Here is a 21,885-nt window from a genome sequence, read left to right on the forward strand (position 1 = left end):
ATCTTCTGGAGACGTCGCCATCCGCAGAGTATCGCCGAGACGATCAGCCTGCGCGGTTCGTCCCGGATGTCGAAATCGCTCCGGTCTTGAGAAGGCGCGCGGCCGCACGGTGCAGGACGTTCTTTGCGGTTTGCGCGACCTCCAGCAAGGCTGGAGCCGGATCGTCCCAGCGCCAGTAGGCGTTGTGAATCCGGTGCTTCGGCGGATAGGAGCAATCGGTGCCGAGCATTCGCGCCGCGAGGAAATCCCTGAACTCGTCGCGCCAGACATGGGTCGGATCGAGGTTCAATACCGGGCGCGGTTGCCGCGCAGCGTCGCAATAAGCGACGTGACAGAGATTGATGCCGCAAACGGCTGACAGCTCCACCTGCAGATCGGTTCGGCCAACGGTCGGCTCGACAAACCGAAAGCTTCCATCACGCACGTCGCGCCTGTATTCCATGCTGGCAAAGCCGTTGGTCAGCCCGACGGAGCGGAAGAAGCGGATCGTCAGATGCTCCAGCTCCTGGGCCACCTCCGGCGCAGCCCAGCAACTCGCGGTCCAGCCAGTCTGCGGTGGAAACGAGCGGCCTTTGCGGCCCGTAAAGCAGACCGGCGTCCCCGGCCCCACATAACACAGGCAAAAATAGATCGAATCGTTCGGACCCTCGATCCACTCCTGAACAATCACCTCCCCCACGACGTCCAGCACCCGCTCGCAGAGCGCTCGCGCGTCGGCCAGGGTCCCGACACGATAGGCCTTCTGAAATGAAGCATCATAGGCGGGAGAACGGCCGTTGGGCTTCACACACAGTGGAAGCCGAAGCCCGTGCAAGACGCTGAGGTCACCGCGGCTCCTTACCAAATGGGTTGCTGGAACCGGAAAGCCGCCGTCTTGTGCCAGCCGGAAAAATCGCTCCTTCAAGGTCAAGTCGACAAGGAGCTGATGCGACGGCAGCTCGAAGCTGAACCGCGGGGCCACGGCGTCACGATACCGCGACACAGTCAGAAGCGGACGGTCATCCGCAAAAAACAATACGCCACCGTGAGGCATCTCCCCCCGCAGCCGGAGCAGCTCAGTGACGAATCCCTCTCCCTCAAAGCCTGAAACCACAGCTCGCCGCGCATATCGCGACATCGATGCAATCTCGACCTTGGTGTCGACGACCACGACCGGACGAATCCCCGCCCGGGCCAGACTGCGCACGACTGACAGGCCGTTGGTGCCGCCGCCCAGCACCACCGCCGTCGGAGCGACATCTCCCGCCACGGCCTGCTGTGCCGGATTCCGTCCCAGCCAGCGGGACACGCCATGTCTGGCGAAGCCGTTCACGGCCCTTGAACGGCCGGAGCCGAGCAGCCAGCGCCATTTCCGGTCGAAACAGGTGCTGTTGGTCCGCTCGCCTGCTTTCGCAGCAGCCGTCCCAGCGCTTGCCTCGCGCGCCGAAGCCTTTCCTCGATGCGGCGCTCCAGGGTGTCGGCGCCCAGTACGATCCACGTCATTGCGTGCTCGGCATTGGCAAGCTGAGACTTGTGTCGGGCGAAGCCCGCGAGGAGATCGTAGCCGCGCTCACCGCGCGACATGCTGTCCTCGATCGACAGCACATGACTGACCAGGCCGGGCTTCAGCCGGCCGTCCGGCTCGTAGAGAAAGCCACTCTGGTAATTCAGGACATGGCCCTCGTGCACGAAATTGTACAACACGCCGATCGTCTGTCCTGCAACCAGCGTCCGCGAGATGCGGATGGCACCGCCAGGGACTCCGCGTGCAATCAGTTCTTCATGAAACGGACGGAAGCCGGGGTTGACGAACGATCCCTTGGATCCCCATCGCGATTGATGAAAGCCGGCCAGCACATCGAACGCGGCAAGCGCCTCCGATGTCGTCTCCATCACTCGAAACTCGATGGGGCCACGTTCGGCATACAGCCGCACGGCGCGGTTGATGGCCTGGCGTGTGCTGCGGCCCAACGAGGCCCGGTAACTCCCGCTCTTGGCGCCGATCTTGGCGAAGTCGACCCACCGCGCAACGTCTGTTGCCCTCACTTCGGTCAAGAGCCCGGCCCGGCCGGCCACACCCGACGCGACGCCCTCGAAATCCAGATCGATGCCTGAGAGCACGAGCTCGTCGGAGGCGCTCAAGCTATGCGCAATGGCATCAAGGCATGCCGCCGTGACGGGAGCTGCCAACGCCCGCTCGGCAAGGATGCCGTTATACTCGATGAACAGCCGGTCGAAGCGAGCGTCTCCGGTTTCGTTGAGCAGCCAGCGCGCCCGACCGTGCGGTCCGAAGCTCCACACCGTCCGCCGGCAAACGACCGCCAGCCCGACGGTTCGCCCGGACATCCGCGCGATCAGAACATGCGGTTGTGCACCGCGCGGCAGATGCTTGAGCCACGTACCGACCCAGAGCCAGGACAGATAGAACGAATGCGTCGCGCGCGCTTCGAGCTCCTTCCAGGAGCTCTCAAGGCTCGCAATGTCCTGCAAGGATTCAATGCGGACCTCGATGGGCGCATCATGGCGCCCGGTTTGCTCGACCGAAGCCGCGCGATCGGGTTCCGGTTCGACGACCGAGACATCATGACTTGCTGCCATATGTCGATCCCAATACTCCAGCGGCTACGGCGGCGATCCCGGAGAACGGCCCGGAATGGTTCTCACCGCAGAAACCTTCATCTCCCGGGTGCGGGATGTGAAGGTGTTATCCCTGGCTACCCATGGCAGACGAGACCCTCCTAGATGGGGGTAGCCCTCCGGGATATCCGACGGGGATTTCAGGCGGAACGCTGCGCCGGGTGATGTCCCGCCGGGCATCAATTCGGACCGGTCGCCTGATCCGCAACCGCTCGGCCGATCTCCTGCCGGTTGGTCGCTCGCCCAACGGACGGCCGATCGGCTGGTGCCGCAGCTGGGGCTGGCGAATTGGCCTGGGTCGAATTTGCCTGGGTCTTCGCGTCGCCGTCGTTTACGATGATGTTCACGAGATCGCCTGGTTGCAGCACGGTCATCCCGAGAGACTCGATACCCACCGGCCCGGTCGGCGTTTGCCGCACGACCTGATAGGTGATCCGGCTTGCCTCTTTCGTGAACTGGGCACGGGTCGCGGGCAGCGTGCTGAGGACGCCTTCGCTCATGTTGAAGTCGCGCTCATTATCCGCGAGCTGGCGTTCGATGGCCTCGATCTCAAGCTCCAGGTCGTTCCTGACATCGGCCTGGATCCGAAATCCTTCGGCCTCAAGCGTCGCAAGGCGCTGTTTGGCCGTCGCGTACTGATTGAGCGCGTCTCGCCGACGCTGCTCCGCATCGGTCAATTCGCTCTGAACCTGATTCAAGACCGTTGCGCTGATGACATTGCGATCCGCGAGCGCGCGCATGCTGTTGACCCGCTCCTGGCGCAGCTTGACGAGCTCGTCGAGCGATTCCAAGCGACCATACACAACAACATCCTGCTTGGCCGATTCCAGCGCGGTCTGAAGCGCGCGCTCGCGGTTCGTGCGGGCGGTGGCGATGGTTTTGCGCCGATCCCCCTGTTCGCGGACCAGGTTGGCGGCTTCGGTCGCTCCCACCAGTTCGATCAGCCGAAGCGGAATCTTGGGTTCGGCGCCGTCGCGTTCGGCCTTCAGCACCGCTGCGCGCGCCAGCAGCTTCAGCATCGCATCAGCCGACGCACTCCGTTTCAGGATTTCCCGTACCGCTTCGATCTTCTGCCACGGCTCCGAGGAGCCCCGGTCGAGCCCGCCCGCCAGCGCCATTGCGTGCAGCACCGTCATGCCGGATACGAATTTGTACGAGCCGGGATTCTTGACAGGCCCCAGCACGTAGATCGGCGAACGCTCGTTCGACAGAATGTTGACCACTCCCTTGCGGCCGAGCAACCGATCGAAGCTTTCCGCCAAATCGGTACGAACCTGCTGGGTTGACCGGTCGGCAACCCGAATGGTGCCAAGCAAGGGTACCGAAATCGTGCCGTCCTCCTGAACCGTGTATGGGCCGCTCAGCTCCGGACGCTGCACGAGACCGCGCAGGGCCGAGCTCGACGACCGCCCCCACTTGTCCTCCTCGGCGTCGACGCGCTCGTAGAACGCGATCGTGAGCTTGTCGCCGATGGCGCACAGGTCTCCGGCCTGCGCGTCCCGCGCCGGGCTGAGCATCTTGGAGCGTTCAGCGATCGCGGAAGCAGGGGTGTCGCTCGCTACGACCGCCGTCATCGGCGGCGCGCTCGGCGAATCCGACGTCGTGACCGCAGCCACCTGTGCTGGCGTCGGAGACGGCTTGTCGGACCGTGTACCGAGCGCAGCAAACGCCTTCTGCGTCACAGCATGCGAGAATATCTCGACGGCTCCCCAGTTCTTGCCCGCAGCCACCCCCACCACGGCGAGGCTGACGATGGCAAGGACAGCTGTCATTCTCCTTCGAGAGCGGAGCGGCACGAGCCGGGTCGGCTCGGACTTATCTTGCACAACCATACACGCGGCTTTCGCGTTCGTTGATGGCGGCCAGGTCGCTGAATGCGAGCGTGGCGCCAAAAACAGCACTATCACGAGCAAAGACACCGCTATCGTGACGCCTGGGCGGAGGACGCACAACTATCCCATTGTGGGCACCCCTTTTGAGCGAATGACCGCTTGCCCCAAGCGGACGACCAACTCGTGGGACGGGAACCGATATGACGTTGTTTGAGCAACGACCTCTGTTCATCGTAGGCTGCGCGGGAGCCATCAATGGCGCCGAGGTGCGACCTGGTCTGCTAGCTCAGCATCGAGATGATCGATTGCAGCTGATCGGATGCCGACGCCACGAGCCCGTCGAACGATGTCTGGCCGTGCGCCGCCGCCCGCAAGATGGATTCGGCAACGGCCGCCTTGAGACCGAACACGGATTGATCGGCCGGCACGCTTGCCATCACCGTCTCCAACGCATCGCGCATCGTCTGGATCAGTTCGGAGCTGAATTTCATGGCTATCCTCCGCATGCTCAGGATAGACCGGGGATGCCACGCCACCACTCACAAGCCCGCGATTCCGGATTGCCTTTTCTTAATGCAACGACAAGCCGGTGAATCGGCGAAAAGCTAGAGGTCCTTCTCGGCCAGCTTGCGGAAATCGTCGGGCACCGAACGAACGACCTCCAGCGCCGCCGAACCGTATCCGATCGCATCCCAGCCGAAACGATCGCGGACCTTGTCGATGGCACAGTCCGCGGCCCAGCGCGCCATCCCGATCGGACTTCCAGGGCGAAGCGCTTGATCGGCCAGTCCGAGCGGGAGCTCGAGCGCAAGATCCCAATGCTCCTCGAGATGCGACACCGAGATCGCCAGCAGCGAGATGGTTTTCTCGCTTGGGTGATCAGCAAGCGTGGCGCGCACCAGCTTCTCGGCGAGGCTGGCGAGGATCACCGTCGTACACACGGGCGCATCGAGCGTCATCGAGCGTGTCACCGATTTCAGGTCGGCGAAGCGAACGCGCACCGTCACGGTTCGTCCGGGCCGGGATTTTGCCCGAAGCCGCGTGGCGACGCGGTCGGCGAGATGAAGCAGCGTCGGCCGAATGACCTGCTCGATCGCGGGCTTTCGGCCAAGCGCCGATTGTGCTCCTGCCGATCGCGCGCGCCGATGCGGCGTGAGTTGTCGCGGATCGCGATTCCAGGCCAGTGCGGCGAGTTTCTCGCCCGCCGCCGGACCGAGCAGCCGCGTCAGCGACTGCTCCGACAATTTGGCGAGTTGACCGATCGTCGAGACGCCGATCGCGTCCAGCCGTGTCTTGGTGACCGGCCCTACTCCCCACATCAACTCAACCGGCAGTTCGTGCAGGAATCCGAGCTCGGCGTCGGGATCGACGACGACAAGCCCGTCGGGCTTTGCAACCTGCGAGGCGATCTTTGCCAGATGCTTGGTGCGCGCGACGCCCACCGAGATCGCAAGGCCGAGCTCAGTGCGCACACGCCGCCGGATCGCCGCGGCTATCTCGGCGGGCGTTCCGAACAGATGCGTGCAGCCGGCAACGTCGGCAAACGCCTCGTCGATCGAAATGCGCTCGACGAGCGGGGTGAAGTCGCCGATCACCTTGATGGCTGCGTCACCCAGCCGTTGGTAATCGCTGAAGTGGCCGCCGACGAAAATCAGTTGCGGGCAAAGCCGGCGAGCTTCCCGTCCCGACATGCCGCCATATACCCCGAAGGCCTTGGCCTCATAGGACGCAGCAAGCACAACCCCGCCTCCGACGGCGATCGGCTTGCCTTGCAGAGACGGCTCAAGCAGCTGCTCGACCGACGCGTAAAACGCATCCAGGTCCGCGTGAAGGATTGTGGCTGCTTCTGCCATCTCAACCCGTTCATCCCTGACCTGACCAGAACTGCGCGTTCCTGGACGCTACAATGGGCACTAGAACAAAACAAGAACAAATTCCAGTCGACCAGGAATGGCCGCCGGCGCTGGCGGTCTCCCGGCGAACGCTGGGAGCGTTGTCGTGCCAAGCATCGATGCGGGCTGCCGGTCGCTGTCGAAGGAATCACCGCAAGGCAGTTGGCAGGTCGCTCGACGTCCACGGGCATTCTCTGCCGAGGGCGAGCGCGACAACGCACGGCTCTCGCGTCCCGCTGCGCCAGTTCGCTCATGAGCCGGCGTTGTTTGACGAACAGGCTTTTTCGGGTAGAGATCAAGGCATGACCGACCACTCTCATCAGGTGGACTTCCAGGCCGCGGCCTCGCTTTACAAATGGCCTTCTCTCGGCAATTCCAGGCGAGAGGATCGCGCGCCCTATATGATCGTCAACGGAACGCTCGACCAATGCATCCGGGACTTCATGGGCAAGCCCGAGAAGACCCGGCATCTCTACGAGATCCGGACCACGTCGCAGCCGCCCCTGGTGCCGGAGGTGCTGTCGCCCGAGCACGTGATCGAGCTCTCCAGGCTTCGCGAGTTCCTCTGAGGCGCTTCAGCGGATGTGATCCCGACGCGTCTCGTTCGCAGGCAGACTTATCCACCTGTCGTGCGCCGGAAGGCGCATTGTTTGCCTCAGATGGAGCCGCTACACTTGCCTGGCTCTCCGAGTGACGGACGTCCGCGCCGGCATGATTGATCCGCTTTGGCCTCGTCTGCGGTTCGCACATCGCCGGCACGGGAGCGGAGCGGCTGCACGACCGGTTGCCGGAGCATCGAGAGGCGCCACATGAGATTCAATCTGGCGATCTTGAGCGTGCTCGCCGCAAGACCCGAGCAACGGATTCCGCTTGAAGAGGTCAGCCGCGAAGTCAAGCGCATGATCGCCGCGGGCGATGCAGCCACGAAGCTGAAGCGATCGTCGGAGCTTGGCGACGCCGACGTCTTCCAATCCGGATGGGCTTCGATCAATGAGGCCGGGCTGCAGATCACGGGCTCGGGCCTTGCGCTATGGCGCGAGCTAGAAGCATCCCGGGTCGAACAGGAACTCAGCGAGCAGGAGCTCGGCGAGCAAGAGGTCGGCGAACCGGAGCCCAGCGAACGACAAGCTGAGCCCGGGGAGACCGTCGCTGCCGACCGGCGCGATGCGATCAGCGATGCTGTTGTCGAACGGCCCGACGTGATTGATCGGCAAATCCCTCGCGTGATGGAAGCAGGCCTTGCCGATCGCACGAGTTTGGGCGCAAGCCGCGCAACGGCAGCACCCGACCTGCCCGCGCGCGCCTCGATCATCCCCGAGCCGGCATTTGGCTCCATTCACGAGACGGACCGAGACGATTCCCGGTTCTCGCGACTCGTAAAACTCCTCGGCACCGGCATGCCCGGATTTACCCGGGCGCGGCGGCGGCGTTCCGAGGGCGACGTGCCGGATCGGAAAACGGCCAAGGGCGTCGGAATGTCGGGGCTGGCCATTGCGTGCCTCAGCCTGATCTCGGTCGTCGCGTGCGTTGCCGCAGCGATTGCGCTCGGCCAGATCACTTCGCTGAAGTCGGACAACGCTGCGCTGCGACGGGAGCTGGTCCCGCTGAGAGATCGTCTCACACGGCTCGAGCAGGACGCCGCAAAACGCGAGGCCGCGCAACAGGAGGCGCAGGACAGGCTTGAGGCAGACAAGAAGGCCTCCGATGCCGGCAGCGAGCAAACTGCGCTCAACCTCTCGCGAGACGAGATTCAGCTGATCAGGGAATACATCAAGGCGGCCCCTTCGGCCGCCGGCGCCGGACCGCCGATCAACGTCGGCGATCCCGTCAGCGGCGGAATGATTCCGTTGCCGTCGCCGCTGACGGAGAAGGCGCCACGACTGGTCGGCGCGAGATTTGCAATCCGCAACGGTGCGATCATCATCAGCGCACGAAGCAGCCGTCGCGTCGATGCCGTGCTGATGGCGAACTAGTGGCCTCCTCCCGGTGTTCGCTCCCGCTTGGGCGAACATGGACGCTTCAGTAAGTTTCACGATCGTTCGGAATGAAGAGACCGCCCTTGGGATTCATTTCTGTGAATGGGTGGATCGGCTGCCGTCGACCGCATCGGTAACCGCGCGCGAGCCGCAGGAATTGCTTTGCACGAGCGCCGTGCCGCGCCGAGCTAACTGCTTTCCGGAGATGACCGTGCACAACGGCTCCGAAGTACTACCTCCTATGGGCTCGCATCGAGCAACGCGACTGGGGGCATAGTGTCTCCGCATGTCCGTTCCGTGTTGCCAGAAACCAGGCTGTTCAGAGCGGCGGGTTCCGGATGCGAGGCAAAACTCATGATCATCTCGAGAAACCATCACATCCAGGCGTTACGCGGAATCGCCGCCTCGCTGGTCGTCCTAAGCCATGCTCTGGAGGTTATCGTCGATCATCACATTCTGCCCGAGTGGTTTAGACCTGTAGGCTTCAGCATTGGTGGACTTGGGGTGACGACATTCTTTGTCATCAGCGGGTTCATCATGGTTACCATTTCTTACGATGATTTCGGCAGCTTGCATAACGCGCTACGTTTTGCCGGACGCAGGCTTGTCCGGATCGTGCCAGCCTATTGGATCGCCACGCTTACTGCGTTCGCGCTCTATCAGGTTTCTCCGCTCTCTCGAAAGCCTTCAGCAGCGGAACTTGTCAGTTCGCTGACCTTCATCCCTTATCCCAATGGTCTCGGTGTCGACATGCAGCCGGTGCTCGGACAGGGCTGGACGCTCAACTACGAGATGTCCTTCTATGCCTTGTTCGCCATCGCTTTGGTCTTGCCTCGACGGATCGGTTTGATCGGACTGTTTTTGCTGTTTTGTGTGATTGTCGCCGGGGGAGCATCGGTAAAACCCCTCTCCGACAATACGCCGGCTCAGACCGTATTCACATTTTTCTCCGATCCGATCATCTTGCTGTTCTTGGTTGGCATGGCTATCGGCGTGCTGAAACGAAACTTCGCCGACCATTTTGTTGTCCGCTATCCGCTATTGGTTGCGGCGGCGCTACTTGCGACACAGATCCTCGTGAACATCGTTTTGCGGATCCCGCCGCGTTTGCCCTTCCCGGAAGTCATCTCGGTCTGGATAGCTGGCGCATTGGCTGTTGCGGCGTGCGCATTCGCTGCGCCCGTATCGGGTGGGGGGTTTGAAGCCGCTGCCGAGGCAATGGGCGACGCATCGTACAGCACGTACCTGTTCCACATCTTCATCGTCGCAGCACTGAAAATGGCGTTCCCGATCACGCCGGTGACTGCGGTCTTCTTCGTGTTGCTGGCGCTGCTGCTCTCGAACCTATTCGGCCTCTTGTTCTACCGAACCGTCGAGCGGTCGATTTCCGCCATGCTTCGAGGATCGCCAATTGCTTGGAGGCCGGTGGTGACGCGAGCGTCTTAGACAACTATCGGATGCCAACCGGCGAAGCGCCGTATACCGTTGACGACCCGATCCGGATCAGGAAGCACGAACCGGAATTGTCCCGCTGGCGTCGAGTTGCCGCAATCTCATCCAGATCACCGCGATCAATGTGGCGCACATGAACGGACCCACGGGCACAAGCGCGATCGGGAACACATATCCCAGCACGAAGATAATGCCGACGCCGAATCGGAAGGACCGCCTTGATGGCAGCGTGATCCGGTCATCGCTCATGAGGAAGACCAGCGCGACGACCAGGACCTGCATATCGTAGATGGCGAAGTAAGGGGAAATCAGAGGCGTTGCCGCAAGCAGGCAGGCGGCCTTGACGGCGAAGCTTACATCGCGCCGCCACGTGATCAGCACCCAGACCGCGCAGGCCGACGCGACAAGGATCTGCAGCGACATGGCCACCCCGTAGCCAAAGCCGGCAAGGCGAAACAGGCCATAGATGCTCTGCAGCTTGTACCACGGCAGCGCGCCGGTGAGATGGAACTGCGTCGTCGCGAAGGTCGCTGCTTCACGAAATCCCGTGAACGTATCCCAGCCGAAGATGGTCCCGGACAGCAGCAGCAGAGCGGACGCCATCAGGGAGGCCGTTACGACAACACTCCAACGTCCAGTGGCGATCAGTACGAGGGGGAGAAGAACGCCATATTGAGGCTTGAAGATGAGAAGCGCGATCAAGAAACCACTGATGATCGGGCGCCTGTCCAATAGCAGCAGGGCGCCCCCCAGCAGCGCTGCCGCAAGCAGCGAGCTTTGGCCGGAAAGAAAATCGTAGACGACGGGCGGTGCCGCCAATGCCAGCAGCAGCGCGCCTGAACGCGGCCGAATGGAGTAGACCACCAACAGCCAGCAAAGCAGCTTTGCCGCGCTCCAGATCCAGAAGGCAGCTGTAAAGGGCAACAGCGCCAAGGGCGCCAGAACCAGAAAAAACACCGGAGGATAGAAGAACGGAACCGGCATTTGGTCGTAGGAATACGGCGCATGATCCGCCGGCTGCATCTGAACGAGCATCTGACGCAGTTGGCCCCAATCATAGGCGGTCGCAGCATGGCCCTTTAGAGCCATGGAGCCGGCGGCCCAAAAACATGAGAAGTCGATACCTGGATGACCGGCTCCACTGATAAACATCAGGGCCAAAGCCAGTATCGTCATACTGAGCAGGACGAGACAGGCAATCGCCTGCGCTCTATCCTCGCCGTCCTCGTGCGAAATAACCCAGGTCATGAAAATCGCGCGATCTCGTCAAAGACCGCAATCTACCATTGCACTTTCTGGCGCAGCAACGGATTGGGGGCCCGTTAGTTAACGGAGAGCCCTGCAGACTTTGAGGACAGTTCCTGCGGCATCCCGAGGTGCGGTCCTCAGCAATCGCTCACATAGGCAAAGCCGATGTTGCCGTGATCCGCGCTACCCGGGGTCAGGAATCATCATGAAAATCGGGCGACCGCCGTGCGGCTGTCAGCCTACGGCTGATTGTTCGGCGGCCTTTCGATGAACTTCCGGCTGCCGTTGAGAAGTTCGAGATTGTTGGCGATGACCGGGTTGCCCGGATCGAGCGAATACGCCTTCTCGAACTTGCGCCGCGCGCCGTTCAGATTGCCGCGCAGCATGAGGGAATAGCCCTGATCGTTGAGGATCTGGACGGTCTCGCCGCCAAGCCGGATCGCCTGCGCGTAGGCCTGATCGGCGAGATCGAAGCGGCGCAATTTGTCATAGCTCGCGGCAAGCCCGACCCAGGCCGTGACGTCCTTGGGCGCCTTCTCGACCGCATCCTTGAAATAGCGCTGGGAGATCCCGTAGTTGCCGCGGTTGTACTGCTCGAGCCCCATCCGCACCGGCTCGTCGGAGGGATAGTATTTGACGTCGGTCGGCTCCTGCACGGGATCACCGCCTGGCGGATCCACCGGAGCGACGATCGCGGCTTCGCGCGTCGTGTAGTCACAGCCGGCAAGGCCTGTCGCCAAGCAGCAACAGATCAACGCTGGCGCGAGACGATGCAATGCTCGCCCCGTTCCCCAAGTCCAGCGCATCTCTTGCCCCATTCGAAACATCATCTCGAAACTACCTACGAAAAACGGACGGCACGACCGAAACATAAGGTCAGCGCCAGAAACCAACGTCGTATTCCCGTTCAGAGTCCCTGCCCCGGCATCTGGCCGACGCTGCAAGGATTACCTGCCGCCGCCTACCCCGACGGCCACCGAGCCACCGGTCCCCGCGCCCAATCCGGTTGTATTGACATTCTGAATTGTGGTGACCGGCGGCGCCTGGCCCATCGCTGTGGTCGGAGCGCCCATGTCCGGAAGCTGATCGACCGGCCGCGACGTGGTGCCGTAACGCTTCACCGCCTCACCCGTCCGCCGCGCGTCATACGCGATCCTGCGATCGCCGACATAGGCCGGCCATGGGTGGATCGTGTGGGTGACGGCGTTGACCTCCTTGGCGTTGCCGGCACTCATCGTGATGGTGTCGGAACGCTGGACGTAGCGGTCCATCTCGTCATGCCCGTAAACGCCGTAGCAGCCGCCGAGCAGAACGGGAGCGAGCAAAGCCAGATATCTGATCGTCATCCCTCGCCTCCTCTAGTTCAGGGTCTTCACGACCGGCTGGTTCGCACCAACGGTCGGCGGCGGAGCGGGTACGACCGCATTGGGCGCGATGATGTGGCCATAGGGTCCCTTCACCTCGCCGCCGGAATTGACGTAGTCGTCGTACCGCTTGCGAACTTCCATCTGGCCGTTGAGGAAGAAATCGACGTCGTTGGCCGGCAGGCGGGAATCGAGCGGCGATGCCAGTTGCTGGCCGGGCACCGCCGGCGCGACGAGGCGCGGCGTCACGATGATGACCAGGTCGGTTTCCTGCTGCTGGTAGGACTTGCTGCTGAACAACGCCCCAAGCACCGGCACCGAGCCGATCCAGGGCAGTTGCGAAATGTCCTGCTGGTTTTTCGTCTGCAGCAGGCCGGCGATGGCAAAGCTCTGGCCATCGCGCAATTCAACCGTGGTGCGCGCGTCGCGCCGGGTCAGCGACGGAACGCTGGTGCCCTGAATCGTGACCGTATTGGTGAAGTCGAGTTCGCTCACCGAAGGCTCGACGCGGAGATTGATCAAGCCGCGCGAGAGCACGGTCGGCACGAAGGCCAGCTCGACACCGAACTTCTTGTACTCGATCGACACGGTCGGAAAGCCATTGGTCGATTGGGTCGGGACCGGCACCGGAAATTCGCCGCCGGCCAGGAAGCGCGCAGCATCACCGGAGAGCGTGGTCAGATTCGGCTCCGCCAGTCGGCGGGCTAGTCCTTTGGTTTCCAGGGCAGTAATCAGGAGGTCCACCGAACTGCCGTTGCTGGTCCTCAAGATGCTGGTCAACAGGCTTCCGAACGGAGCCGGAGATACGCCACCGGCAGCGCCGACAAGCGTACCCAGCGTTCCAAGCACAGGAAGGCTACCTGTGGGAGGGGCACCGACTTGACCGCCCCCGGCACCAAAGGCGCCATTGTTGGTATTGATACCGCCAATGGGATTTCGGCCAGCGGCTACGACGCCGCCCGCTCCCGAAATGCCGATATTGGTTCCATTGGCGTTGGCCGCCATAAGGTTCACGCCGAGGTCACGCCCCGCCTGCCGGTTGACCTCGAGGAAGCGCACCTCGAGCATCACCTGCTGCGGTGCCGCAACGCTCATCGCATTGACCACGATACCGCCCTCGGGAACGCTGCCCTTGGCAATCGTCATCGCGCGCTCCGCGACGACCGCATCGGCAGCCAAGCCGCTCAGCACCACCTGACCTTGGGATGCCGACACCCGAATGCCTCGGGTACCGGTGCCCTCCTGGATGTTCTGCTGCAGATTGCCGATATCGAGGCTCACTTCGACATCGAGGATGCCGATCTGCTTCATCGAGCTGTCGAACAGGATGACGTTGGTGGTGCCGGTCTTCTTGCCCTGGACGTAGATCAGGTGGTCGCTCAGCGACTTCACGTCGGCGATGTCAGGCGAACCCGCGACGATCGACGAAAACGCCGTGTCGACCCTGAACGTCCGCGACTTGTTGATGGTCACCCTGACGCGCTGGACGTCGCTCATCTCGCTGACGAAGACGCCGCTGGACGACGGCGGCGCCCGCCGCTCGGCGGCCGCTACGGGATCGGTGGAATGAAACAGGGTGACAGCGGCGCCAAGCGCCATCGCGCTGAAGGCGACCAGCCTACGTCCCGCACCATCCGAAACGCGACTTCCCATCATGCCATCCCCTTCGCCGCGCCTCCGCGACGACCCCCGTAAACCTACGGCCTCGGCGTCCCGATCACTCCAGTTCGTCCATCACGCCGTAGAGCTTACAGTCTGTCCGACTACAAATAGTTACTTGCGAATTCTCATGCCCCGGCGTGCCGAACCGAACCAAAAACGCAGCTCAGTCCGAGTTCATCCCCACCCGCCGGGCCGCAAATGGCGGCTTCCGGATCATCCCCCGCCGCGCGCCTTGATTGCAAGGAAAGAGGTCCGCCCGGCTCCTGCAACCCCGGAGAAAACTCCCCGATGTTGCCAGCGCGCACCACTTCCATAGCCCGGTTGGGGTATGTCCGACCTGCCGACGCAGCCCCGCCGGCCGCCGGGCTCCGGACAGTCCAATCAGCCCGCAAACGATTCGGGTCTGCTCAGAAGGGAATCTGGGTCGATGCGCTCGGCGAGTTTAGGGACGTGCCCCATATCGGCATCAGCGGGGCGAAGCCTGTCAGGGACACGGTCACCGTCAGCGCAGAGGTCCCCGCGGTCGTGGTCACCGTAGGCGTGAGACCGGCGCCATACAGGAAGGGCGCAGTTGTCTGCTTCTGTGTGGTCGTCAAATAGTCTCCGGTACAGGTGGACGGTGAATTGGACGCCAGCACAGCGGGCGAATAGCAGGTGATCATGTTCGCTCGAGCGGCAGCATCGGCGAGGATGCGCAACGACTGCATCGTGATCGTGTAGCGCCCGAAATCAAAGATGGCGAAGATCAGGGTGAACAAGGGCACGGCGACGAGACAAAACTCGAAAGCCGCCGCCCCGCGCTGGTCGAGCCCTTTCATCACTGCACCAAGCGCACGGTTTGAACGTTAGGCGTTGCCGCCGTATCTGACTTGCATTTGGAATTGTCCAGGGTCGTACTGCCTTGGAAGGATACAGCATAGGCTATGACCTGATAGCAACCTGGATTGGGGGCAATCTGCGCGCTGTTGCCTCCGTACGTGACGGGAGTATTGGGTACGTAAACTGTGCCATTGAAATAGCTATTGGCGTTGCCCGTCACGTTGATGCCATTTTTCGACCAGGCTTCGGGATCGTAGATGAGAAGATCAGCCATCAGCTTCAACACGGTCGATGACGCTAATGGAGCGGGCACCTGAGTCGAGGATACGGTTGAGGGCGCGTTGAGCTGAATCGTTGGGGTGCCCGACACAGTGAGCGTCGCGCCCTTATCTGAGGGGCTCATAAACTTCGGGGGCAACAATACTAGCGTGGCTGTTGCGGGGGACGGGGTCGTTATGCTGGCGTTGCCCTTGATGGCAAGCGCGCCATCAGCGAAGAAGTAGATGCCGCTCAAAGTGTACGTGCCGTTATTAAACGACGTGAACGCGCCAGACACACTCGAGGACAGGTCATAGTAACATTTTTTGGGAGATCCGTACGACGGCAGAGGTGTATTGGTGGACGGTACCGGGCAGACACCATCAGGGAAATCAGACGTTTTTAGCGATGAGATTGCCGTATCCAATGCACTCAGTGGATTAGGAATGGGTTGCTGATAGGTTTGCACACCTGTGCATTGAGTTCCGCCTGTCTGGGAGCAGCCGCCGACCGTATAGCTCGGGGCGTTCACCGAAATACCGGCATTGCCGATGAAACCGATCGCGTTTGACGCGGGGCTGTTCGACGAAATACCGCAGGTTGGCGATGTGACGGTAGCGGCGCCCTGGAAGGTAACAGAGCCCGTGATTGCCAGAACGCATGGGGGCTTCGACAAACTGTCAACTCTGGCGACCGCCGTCGCGGCGATGTTGACCGTCGACATGCCAAGCACCTGAGCCAGATAGGCCGGTTGCTGCTGGCTGACGGTGGCCTGGACGTAAGTTCCCGCGGTCCCGTTCCACGACGTCAGGGAAGCAATCTGGACGTTCTGCGTGACGCCGCTCGTCGTCACACATCTGGAGCCGGGATAGCCGGTGTCACCGGAATTGCAGAACGTATTCTGAGCTGCGGCCTGCTTGCCGCGATAATCGTATGGTTGTGAATTGTTGCAGGTTACACCAGGCTGCGCCGCGCTGCCGCACGCCACCCGCAGGGCCCCCGAATAGGCCGCCGCATCAGCCGCCCCCTGGGCGCGCTGCTGGGTGGCGTACCACGACCCGGCCTCGCCGCCGAGTGCCATCATTCCGATCAACGGGATCAGCGCGAGAACGGTTGCAAACGCGGCCGAACCTCGACGGCAATGGAGCATGTCACGCATGGAACACCTCATTGAAACCGCTCCGAATAGGTCAGCGTGAACGAACAAGGATTGGTATTGGTGCTGGTGCAAATTGCCGACCTCAACACCATCGGTGCGAACGTGATCGTTGTTGAATACACGTAGTACTTCGGCTGGGAGGGATCTGAGTTCGATGAATCGCAGACGGCGTTGCTGTCGCCGCAAATCAGCGTGATGCTGGGGATCGGATATCGGGAATCGGCCTTGGCGAGCGCCGCCGATGCCCAACTGGACGCGTTCGTGACGTCGCCCGGCGGCGAGTACTGGATCAATTGCCCGAACCCGCGCAGCGCCGCGGACGCCTGGATGTATTGAAAGCCGGCCAACGCCAGGTCGGCAAGCGGCAGCAGAATAACCAGGAACAGGAAAAGGAAGACGAACAGCATCTCGAACGCGACGGCGCCGCGTTGATCCGCGATCAGGGAACGCTTGCCGCTCACACGCCTCGTCCAGCTCTGCATGGCAACTCACCAGACATAGGGAATCAATCTCCAGCGCGAGGCCTCGTAGCTGGAATATTCAGGAAGAGTGCGCCGAAGCACGTCTTCTTCGTAATGAATTCGCCAGACCTGGATGCAGATATGCAGGAACAGCAAGGCGACGGTCATCCAGCTCAGATGCTGCAACACAACGCCGACGAACACGATCTCTTCCGATAGGTAGAGCGGGTGCTTGATCCACCGGTACGGCCCGGTCTGCACCACCGAACGCGCCTGCGGCACCAGGCTGAACGACCGTCCGAGATGGCGGACAGTGACGAGGATCATGATCATGCCGGTCAGCACGAAAGCCGTGGATAACAGATTCGGCAATGTGCCTTCGGTCTTCTCGAAAAACGTGATCGTCCACGGCCAGTATGTGCCGACGAACGCGGCGATCCTCGGCAGCAACCCTTCGGCCTGCGCCTTTGCAGGCCCCCGGATCAGGATCAGGAGCGCCAGCATCAGGTAGAACACCGCGACAAAGAAGTTCGATACGAGCGACGGCCACGGCTCCCCCGCCGGTGTCGCGAGCTTGAATGACACGGCAAGCGCCAGCAGGAGGAACCAGGCGCTGCCCAGCATTCGGGTGAGCCGATCGTAGGCCAGGTTCGTCGAAAGGCTCATTGCACTTGCGCTCATGGCTTACTTACCCAGGTCGGCGAATGTACGAATCAGATGAAGGAACGGGCTTCCGCCCAGAATGACGAACATCGCCGGAAGCAAAAACAACACCATCGGAACGGTGAGCTTCGCACCCAATTTGTGCGCGCGCTCCTCGAGCTTGGTGATGCGTTCCCGGCGCAAGTCGACTGCGATGCTGCGCAGGGCCTGGCTCAGCGGCGTGCCATATTGCAGGCTTTGACTGACCATGGTGCCGAAGCGACGGAGGCCCTCCGACGTGGAAGCGAGCTTCTCGAACGCTTCGGCACGGTTCGGCAAGATCCGCAAATCATCGAGGAGACCGCGCAGCACGTGGCTGATGGCGGGATTGGACTCCCGCATCTCGTCCGCCACACGCTCAATCGCGCTCTCCAGGCCCATGCCGGCTTCGCTGCAAACGACAAGCAGATCGATGGTGTCGGGCGTGCCGAGCCGGATCGCCGCATCGAAGCGTCGCTTCACGACCAGCAAGATCAGACGCGGAACCATGATTCCAAACGCCACGCCAATCAGCGTGAAGATCAACACGTCGCTGAGCGGTCGTCCAAGAATCTGCGCAATCGCGAAAGCTGCGATCGGCAACACGAATGTGCTGACCGTCTTGAAGCCGATCCAGATCGGCAGGGTTCGATAGTGATTGAACCCTGCCGACTGAAGAACCATCTTCAGTTGGTCGAGATTTTCCTGGGCGTAGAAACGCCTGTAGCGCGTGCCGACCGATGAAAGCCAGCCGATCAGGTCCCCCGAGTTCGATCGATCGGAGATGCCCAGCACGGCATTCGAGACACGCGTGTTGAGGGCGCGGAGATGCATCTCGCGAATGATCAGCAGGAAGGTCGCAGCCGCGAGTGCAACGGCAAGAGTGGCAAAACCGAGAACAGCCGTCATAGGGTGGTTTCCCTTCTGACCATCCAACGGATCACGAAATGCCCGATCAGGACCGAGCAAGCCGCATAAGCGAGAAGCACGTTGCCTTGCGGATCGAACAACAGCAGATCGATCGACCGCGGATTGATCATGTAAAGCAGCCCGCCGATAACGACCGGTGCGCCGGTGAGCGCACGCGATGAAAAGATGACCTCTCCCGCCAAGGCCTTCGCACGGGCCGCCAGCGCAACCCGCTGGCTCACGGTCTCGCCCAGCGTTTGCAGCGTTTCCGCCAGGCTGCCGCCGGTCTTCAATTGCACCGCAAGGGTCACCGCAAACATCGCATACTCGGGCACCTGCGTTCGCTGATAGACGGCTTCCACAGCCTCCTCGGGCGACCGGCCTGTATTCAGTTCGCTGCAGACGATGGCAAACTGCCCGGATGTCGGTTGCGGCATCTCGCGGGCGATGGTGCGAAATGCCTCGTGGACGGGCAATCCGGACCGGACAGTGCTCGTCACCAGCTGGACCGCGTCTGGAAGTTGCTGGAAGAGCTGATTTGCAAAGCGGTGTCGCTGCCATCCGAACAGCCCGCGCACGACCAGGATAGCGACGCCCGCGGCGGCAATGCCCGCATAGAGGCCCGAAAACTTCAGGAACCCGTTGACATAGATGATTCCCGCCCCTGCCATTCCCCCTGCAAGCAGCACATAAATCGGACGCATCATGTACACCGCGTCGGCACGGTAGTTGGCGATGCGATGGAACATATGCCAACGCGACGTCTTCGCCGCACGACGGATGGACACCAGGGTCGCCGCTTCAGCCGTCGGCAAGGCAATCTCGAGCTGGCGATCCATTCGCCTCTGTCGTGAGTCGAGCCAAAGGGTGTTTGCCCCAGCACACAGCAGAAGCAGCAGGACGATCATCAAGGGCGTCGACATCAGATCTGCCTCATCGCATCTGCCCAGGCTCGATCGAGCCCGTAATAGACGAGGCGGCTCTTGAACTTCGGAACCGCGTTGGTGGAGCGGTAGGTGCCCGATATCCGTCCGTGAACGTCCTCGTCCTTGTACTCGAACAGCGCGATGTCGTTGGTGGTGATCACTTCGCCTTCCAGGCCGATCACCTCGCTGATCTGTATGATGCGGCGCTGGCCGTCCCGCATGCGCTCGACCTGCACGATAAGATCCAGCGCGGCGACGATCTGCGACCGGATCGCGCGCGACGGCAGATTGACCTGCCCCATCTGCACCATGTTCTCCACGCGGGTCAGAGCATCGCGCGTGCTGTTGGCATGCACGGTGGAAATCGATCCATCATGGCCGGTGTTCATCGCCTGCAACATGTCGAATGCCTCGGCGCCGCGCACCTCGCCCACGACGATGCGGTCCGGCCGCATACGCAGCGCGTTCCACAGGAGATCGCGTTGCGTCACCTGTCCGGTGCCTTCGAGGCTCGGGGGCCGGGTCTCCAGGCTGATCACATGCGGCTGCTGCAGCTGCAGCTCCGCCGCGTCCTCGATCGTGACGATGCGCTCGCTGTTGTCGATGAACTGGCTCAAGGCATTCAGCAGCGTCGTCTTGCCGGAACCGGTGCCGCCGGAGACCAGGACATTGAGCCGGCAGCGGGAGGCGATCTCCAGCAACTGTCCCAGCGCGGGCGTCATCGAGCCGTTTGCGATCATCCCGGCGATGTTCAGACGCCGGTTCGGAAATTTTCGGATCGAGATGCAGGGGCTATGGATCGCCAGCGGCGGCAGGATGATGTTGACGCGGCTGCCGTCATGGAGACGGCAGTCCACCATTGGGCTGGACTCGTCGACACGCCGACCGACCTGTGAGGCAATCTTCTGTGCGACGGAAGCGATGTGGTCATTGTCGCGAAACCGGACTGCGACCCGCTCGAGCTTGCCGGCCCGCTCGACATAGACGTTGTTCGGCCCATTGATCATGATGTCGTTGATCGTCTCGTCGAGCAGCAGCGGACGCAGCGGCCCGTAGCCGGTCATGTCGTCGGCGATTTCCTCCGCCAGGAAGAGCTGCTCGCGGCCCGACAGCTCCAGCCGCTCCTGGTTGGCGATGCCGTGGATGATTTCCTCGATCTGCCGCCGCAGGACGTCGCGGGAGACCGTGGTGGCCACCGCCGGCTCGATCTGCTCGATCACCCGTTCACGGAGTGACGCCGACATCACCGGATGATGCGCGGCGGGCTCGTCATGCCTGGGCGCCGATACGAACGGGCGGGACGCCGGTGGCGCCACGCTTGATTCCTCCGGCGGTAAGGCCGGCGGGACCGGTTGCACGCTTGGTACCGCCGACGGCGTGACCAGCACCGCGCCGGGCATCCGCACCGGCATTTCGTCTGCGCGCCTGCCGAACTTTTTCATAGCCCGAGCCACCTCTTCCACGCGGCCTTTTGCTTGGGGCCGACGCCGGTGATCTCCCGCACGATCGGGGCAAGGTGACGCCGCAGCCCGGATACGTGCTTCAGGGCCGGAACGCCGAGGTTGACCGCCTGGGTCATTCCCTTGCCGAGATCGGGGATCACCATGTCCGGCTCTGCGCCCAGGGCCTTGACGATCGTCGCCCTGGGCAGGCCGCCGGCGCGGTCGGCACGATTGAGCAAGGTAAAGACGCGGTCCTTGCCCGCGATGTTGGTGACGGCGTTACGGAGGGCGTGGGCGTTGCGCAGGCCCGTCACTTCGGCCTCCAGCAGCACCAGCACATGACGGGACATCTGAATGACCGGATAGATCGATGCCGGGAACGGCACCGGCACGTCGACAACCACGTAATTGAACCGTTGCCTGAGCAGACCCAGCACGTGGCGGACGCCGGCTTCTGTAATGTCGAGCTTGGCATCGAGATCCTCATCGCCCGAAATCAGAACAACGCGATCGGTCACCTCGATCGCCGCCCGCTCGAGGAACAGCGTGTCGGCTCGCATCGGATTCTCGAGGGCAATTCGCAGTCCCGGACCGGGGCGAACACCCAGCATCACCGCGGTCTCGCCGCCCTGCAGATGCAGGTCGAGCAGCGCCACCTTCGCCTTGGTGGTTTCGGCCAGTTGCAGCGCGAGGTTGATCGCGATGCTGGTCGCTCCGGCGCCGCCCTGCGCGCCGCAGATCGAGACCACATGCCCGCCGCGGTCAGTCTGGGCCGGCACGGCGTCGCCGATCAGTTTCGGACGCAGCTGGTCGAGCACGATGTCCCGGGTGATCGGGGTCGGAAGATACTCGGTAAGGCCGATCTCCATCAGCTCGCGGTAAAAGGTGATTTCCCGGTTGTCGCCGATCAGGGCCACCTTCACATCGGGCGGACAGACACTGGCGAGGCGTTCCAGCTCAGTGAAGGGGTCATCCAGCCCGCTGATGTCGGTCACCAGCGCGTACAGATCGGTGTCGGTCTCGAGCATCCGTGTCGCATGGCGGATAGTGCCACGCCGGATCACCAGATTGCTGCCGTCGAGACCCTTGCGAAGAGCCGCAGCGCTCAACTCGTCGTTCACGAAGCAGACGATCCGGTTGCGCGCAACAAGGGACGTCGTCTCTTCCGGTGGTTCGACCATTGCCATG

Annotated in this window: 20 protein-coding genes; 3 read left to right on the forward strand and 17 right to left on the reverse strand. The window is 62.3% G+C overall.

Annotated elements, in window-relative coordinates:
- Positions 1-43: 43 nt before the first annotated feature.
- From AAFG07_RS26460 to dinB, 5 genes are all read right to left on the reverse strand, one after another.
- Entirely contained in the window at positions 44-1,288 is a 1,245-nt protein-coding gene (locus AAFG07_RS26460) for a hypothetical protein (RefSeq protein ID WP_342722767.1), read from the reverse strand.
- A 20-nt stretch (positions 1,289-1,308) separates the two neighbouring features.
- Entirely contained in the window at positions 1,309-2,577 is a 1,269-nt protein-coding gene (locus AAFG07_RS26465) for a GNAT family N-acetyltransferase (protein ID WP_342722768.1), read from the reverse strand.
- A gap of 218 nt (positions 2,578-2,795) precedes the next feature.
- Positions 2,796-4,388, reverse strand: a complete 1,593-nt coding sequence (locus AAFG07_RS26470; RefSeq protein ID WP_342722769.1) for a polysaccharide biosynthesis/export family protein — start codon at positions 4,386-4,388, stop codon at positions 2,796-2,798.
- Positions 4,389-4,729: 341 nt separating this feature from the next.
- On the reverse strand, positions 4,730-4,939 hold the full coding sequence (locus tag AAFG07_RS26475) for a hypothetical protein (protein WP_342722770.1): 210 nt from the start codon (positions 4,937-4,939) through the stop codon (positions 4,730-4,732).
- Positions 4,940-5,053: 114 nt separating this feature from the next.
- Positions 5,054-6,301 (reverse strand): DNA polymerase IV, encoded by a 1,248-nt coding sequence (gene dinB, locus AAFG07_RS26480; protein WP_342722771.1) that lies wholly within the window; start codon positions 6,299-6,301, stop codon positions 5,054-5,056.
- 341 nt (positions 6,302-6,642) lie between these two features.
- Between dinB and AAFG07_RS26485 the strand changes: the two genes are divergently transcribed.
- From AAFG07_RS26485 to AAFG07_RS26495, 3 genes are all read left to right on the forward strand, one after another.
- On the forward strand, positions 6,643-6,909 hold the full coding sequence (locus tag AAFG07_RS26485; protein WP_173642050.1) for a hypothetical protein: 267 nt from the start codon (positions 6,643-6,645) through the stop codon (positions 6,907-6,909).
- Positions 6,910-7,170: 261 nt separating this feature from the next.
- Positions 7,171-8,313, forward strand: a complete 1,143-nt coding sequence (locus AAFG07_RS26490; RefSeq protein ID WP_342722772.1) for a hypothetical protein — start codon at positions 7,171-7,173, stop codon at positions 8,311-8,313.
- A gap of 357 nt (positions 8,314-8,670) precedes the next feature.
- Positions 8,671-9,762, forward strand: a complete 1,092-nt coding sequence (locus AAFG07_RS26495) for an acyltransferase (RefSeq protein WP_342722773.1) — start codon at positions 8,671-8,673, stop codon at positions 9,760-9,762.
- A gap of 57 nt (positions 9,763-9,819) precedes the next feature.
- On the opposite strand, the gene AAFG07_RS26500 is transcribed toward AAFG07_RS26495, so the two are convergent.
- From AAFG07_RS26500 to AAFG07_RS26555, 12 genes are all read right to left on the reverse strand, one after another.
- The gene (locus tag AAFG07_RS26500; protein ID WP_342722774.1) at positions 9,820-11,016 is read right to left on the reverse strand and encodes a glycosyltransferase family 87 protein; all 1,197 of its coding nucleotides are present in this window, start codon (positions 11,014-11,016) and stop codon (positions 9,820-9,822) included.
- Between the two features lie 239 nt (positions 11,017-11,255).
- Complete coding sequence (locus AAFG07_RS26505) at positions 11,256-11,756, reverse strand: tetratricopeptide repeat protein (RefSeq protein WP_342722775.1); 501 nt, start codon at positions 11,754-11,756, stop codon at positions 11,256-11,258.
- Between the two features lie 207 nt (positions 11,757-11,963).
- Positions 11,964-12,362: a hypothetical protein gene (locus AAFG07_RS26510; protein WP_342722776.1), complete on the reverse strand. Its 399-nt coding sequence runs from the start codon at positions 12,360-12,362 to the stop codon at positions 11,964-11,966.
- Between the two features lie 12 nt (positions 12,363-12,374).
- Entirely contained in the window at positions 12,375-14,036 is a 1,662-nt protein-coding gene (locus tag AAFG07_RS26515) for a type II and III secretion system protein family protein (protein WP_342722777.1), read from the reverse strand.
- Positions 14,037-14,449: 413 nt separating this feature from the next.
- Positions 14,450-14,860 carry a TadE family protein gene (locus AAFG07_RS26520; RefSeq protein WP_342722778.1) on the reverse strand — a complete coding sequence of 137 codons (411 nt, stop codon included), beginning with the start codon at positions 14,858-14,860 and terminating at the stop codon, positions 14,450-14,452.
- Positions 14,860-16,278, reverse strand: coding sequence for a pilus assembly protein TadG-related protein (locus AAFG07_RS26525; protein WP_342722779.1), 1,419 nt, complete (start codon positions 16,276-16,278; stop codon positions 14,860-14,862). The genes AAFG07_RS26520 and AAFG07_RS26525 overlap by 1 nt, the downstream gene beginning before the upstream one ends.
- Positions 16,279-16,286: 8 nt before the next feature.
- Positions 16,287-16,760, reverse strand: a complete 474-nt coding sequence (locus AAFG07_RS26530) for a hypothetical protein (RefSeq protein WP_342722780.1) — start codon at positions 16,758-16,760, stop codon at positions 16,287-16,289.
- Positions 16,761-16,766: 6 nt separating this feature from the next.
- Complete coding sequence (locus AAFG07_RS26535) at positions 16,767-17,405, reverse strand: methyltransferase (protein WP_224924353.1); 639 nt, start codon at positions 17,403-17,405, stop codon at positions 16,767-16,769.
- 18 nt (positions 17,406-17,423) lie between these two features.
- Positions 17,424-18,356 (reverse strand): type II secretion system F family protein, encoded by a 933-nt coding sequence (locus AAFG07_RS26540; RefSeq protein WP_342722781.1) that lies wholly within the window; start codon positions 18,354-18,356, stop codon positions 17,424-17,426.
- A complete protein-coding gene (locus AAFG07_RS26545) occupies positions 18,326-19,252 on the reverse strand; it encodes a type II secretion system F family protein (protein ID WP_342722782.1) in 927 nt (308 codons plus the stop codon). Before AAFG07_RS26545 ends, AAFG07_RS26540 begins: the two co-directional genes overlap by 31 nt.
- Positions 19,252-20,697 carry an ATPase, T2SS/T4P/T4SS family gene (locus tag AAFG07_RS26550; protein WP_342722784.1) on the reverse strand — a complete coding sequence of 482 codons (1,446 nt, stop codon included), beginning with the start codon at positions 20,695-20,697 and terminating at the stop codon, positions 19,252-19,254. The genes AAFG07_RS26545 and AAFG07_RS26550 overlap by 1 nt, the downstream gene beginning before the upstream one ends.
- The gene (locus tag AAFG07_RS26555) at positions 20,694-21,884 is read right to left on the reverse strand and encodes an AAA family ATPase (protein WP_342722786.1); all 1,191 of its coding nucleotides are present in this window, start codon (positions 21,882-21,884) and stop codon (positions 20,694-20,696) included. Before AAFG07_RS26555 ends, AAFG07_RS26550 begins: the two co-directional genes overlap by 4 nt.
- Between the last annotated feature and the right edge of the window lies 1 nt (position 21,885).

This window comes from Bradyrhizobium sp. B097, from assembly GCF_038957035.1.
GTDB lineage: Bacteria > Pseudomonadota > Alphaproteobacteria > Rhizobiales > Xanthobacteraceae > Bradyrhizobium.

Bases quoted from the DNA above. Each gene is read 5' to 3' on its own strand.
- AAFG07_RS26465 (WP_342722768.1), bottom strand. From the start codon at position 2,577: ATGGCAGCAAGTCATGATGTCTCGGTCGTCGAACCGGAACCCGATCGC.
- AAFG07_RS26470 (WP_342722769.1), bottom strand. From the start codon at position 4,388: ATGACAGCTGTCCTTGCCATCGTCAGCCTCGCCGTGGTGGGGGTGGCT.
- AAFG07_RS26475 (WP_342722770.1), bottom strand. From the start codon at position 4,939: ATGAAATTCAGCTCCGAACTGATCCAGACGATGCGCGATGCGTTGGAG.
- dinB (WP_342722771.1), bottom strand. From the start codon at position 6,301: ATGGCAGAAGCAGCCACAATCCTTCACGCGGACCTGGATGCGTTTTAC.
- AAFG07_RS26485 (WP_173642050.1), top strand. From the start codon at position 6,643: ATGACCGACCACTCTCATCAGGTGGACTTCCAGGCCGCGGCCTCGCTT.
- AAFG07_RS26495 (WP_342722773.1), top strand. From the start codon at position 8,671: ATGATCATCTCGAGAAACCATCACATCCAGGCGTTACGCGGAATCGCC.
- AAFG07_RS26500 (WP_342722774.1), bottom strand. From the start codon at position 11,016: ATGACCTGGGTTATTTCGCACGAGGACGGCGAGGATAGAGCGCAGGCG.
- AAFG07_RS26510 (WP_342722776.1), bottom strand. From the start codon at position 12,362: ATGACGATCAGATATCTGGCTTTGCTCGCTCCCGTTCTGCTCGGCGGC.
- AAFG07_RS26515 (WP_342722777.1), bottom strand. From the start codon at position 14,036: ATGATGGGAAGTCGCGTTTCGGATGGTGCGGGACGTAGGCTGGTCGCC.
- AAFG07_RS26520 (WP_342722778.1), bottom strand. From the start codon at position 14,860: ATGAAAGGGCTCGACCAGCGCGGGGCGGCGGCTTTCGAGTTTTGTCTC.
- AAFG07_RS26525 (WP_342722779.1), bottom strand. From the start codon at position 16,278: ATGCGTGACATGCTCCATTGCCGTCGAGGTTCGGCCGCGTTTGCAACC.
- AAFG07_RS26530 (WP_342722780.1), bottom strand. From the start codon at position 16,760: ATGCAGAGCTGGACGAGGCGTGTGAGCGGCAAGCGTTCCCTGATCGCG.
- AAFG07_RS26535 (WP_224924353.1), bottom strand. From the start codon at position 17,405: ATGAGCCTTTCGACGAACCTGGCCTACGATCGGCTCACCCGAATGCTG.
- AAFG07_RS26545 (WP_342722782.1), bottom strand. From the start codon at position 19,252: ATGTCGACGCCCTTGATGATCGTCCTGCTGCTTCTGCTGTGTGCTGGG.
- AAFG07_RS26550 (WP_342722784.1), bottom strand. From the start codon at position 20,697: ATGAAAAAGTTCGGCAGGCGCGCAGACGAAATGCCGGTGCGGATGCCC.
- AAFG07_RS26555 (WP_342722786.1), bottom strand. From the start codon at position 21,884: ATGGCAATGGTCGAACCACCGGAAGAGACGACGTCCCTTGTTGCGCGC.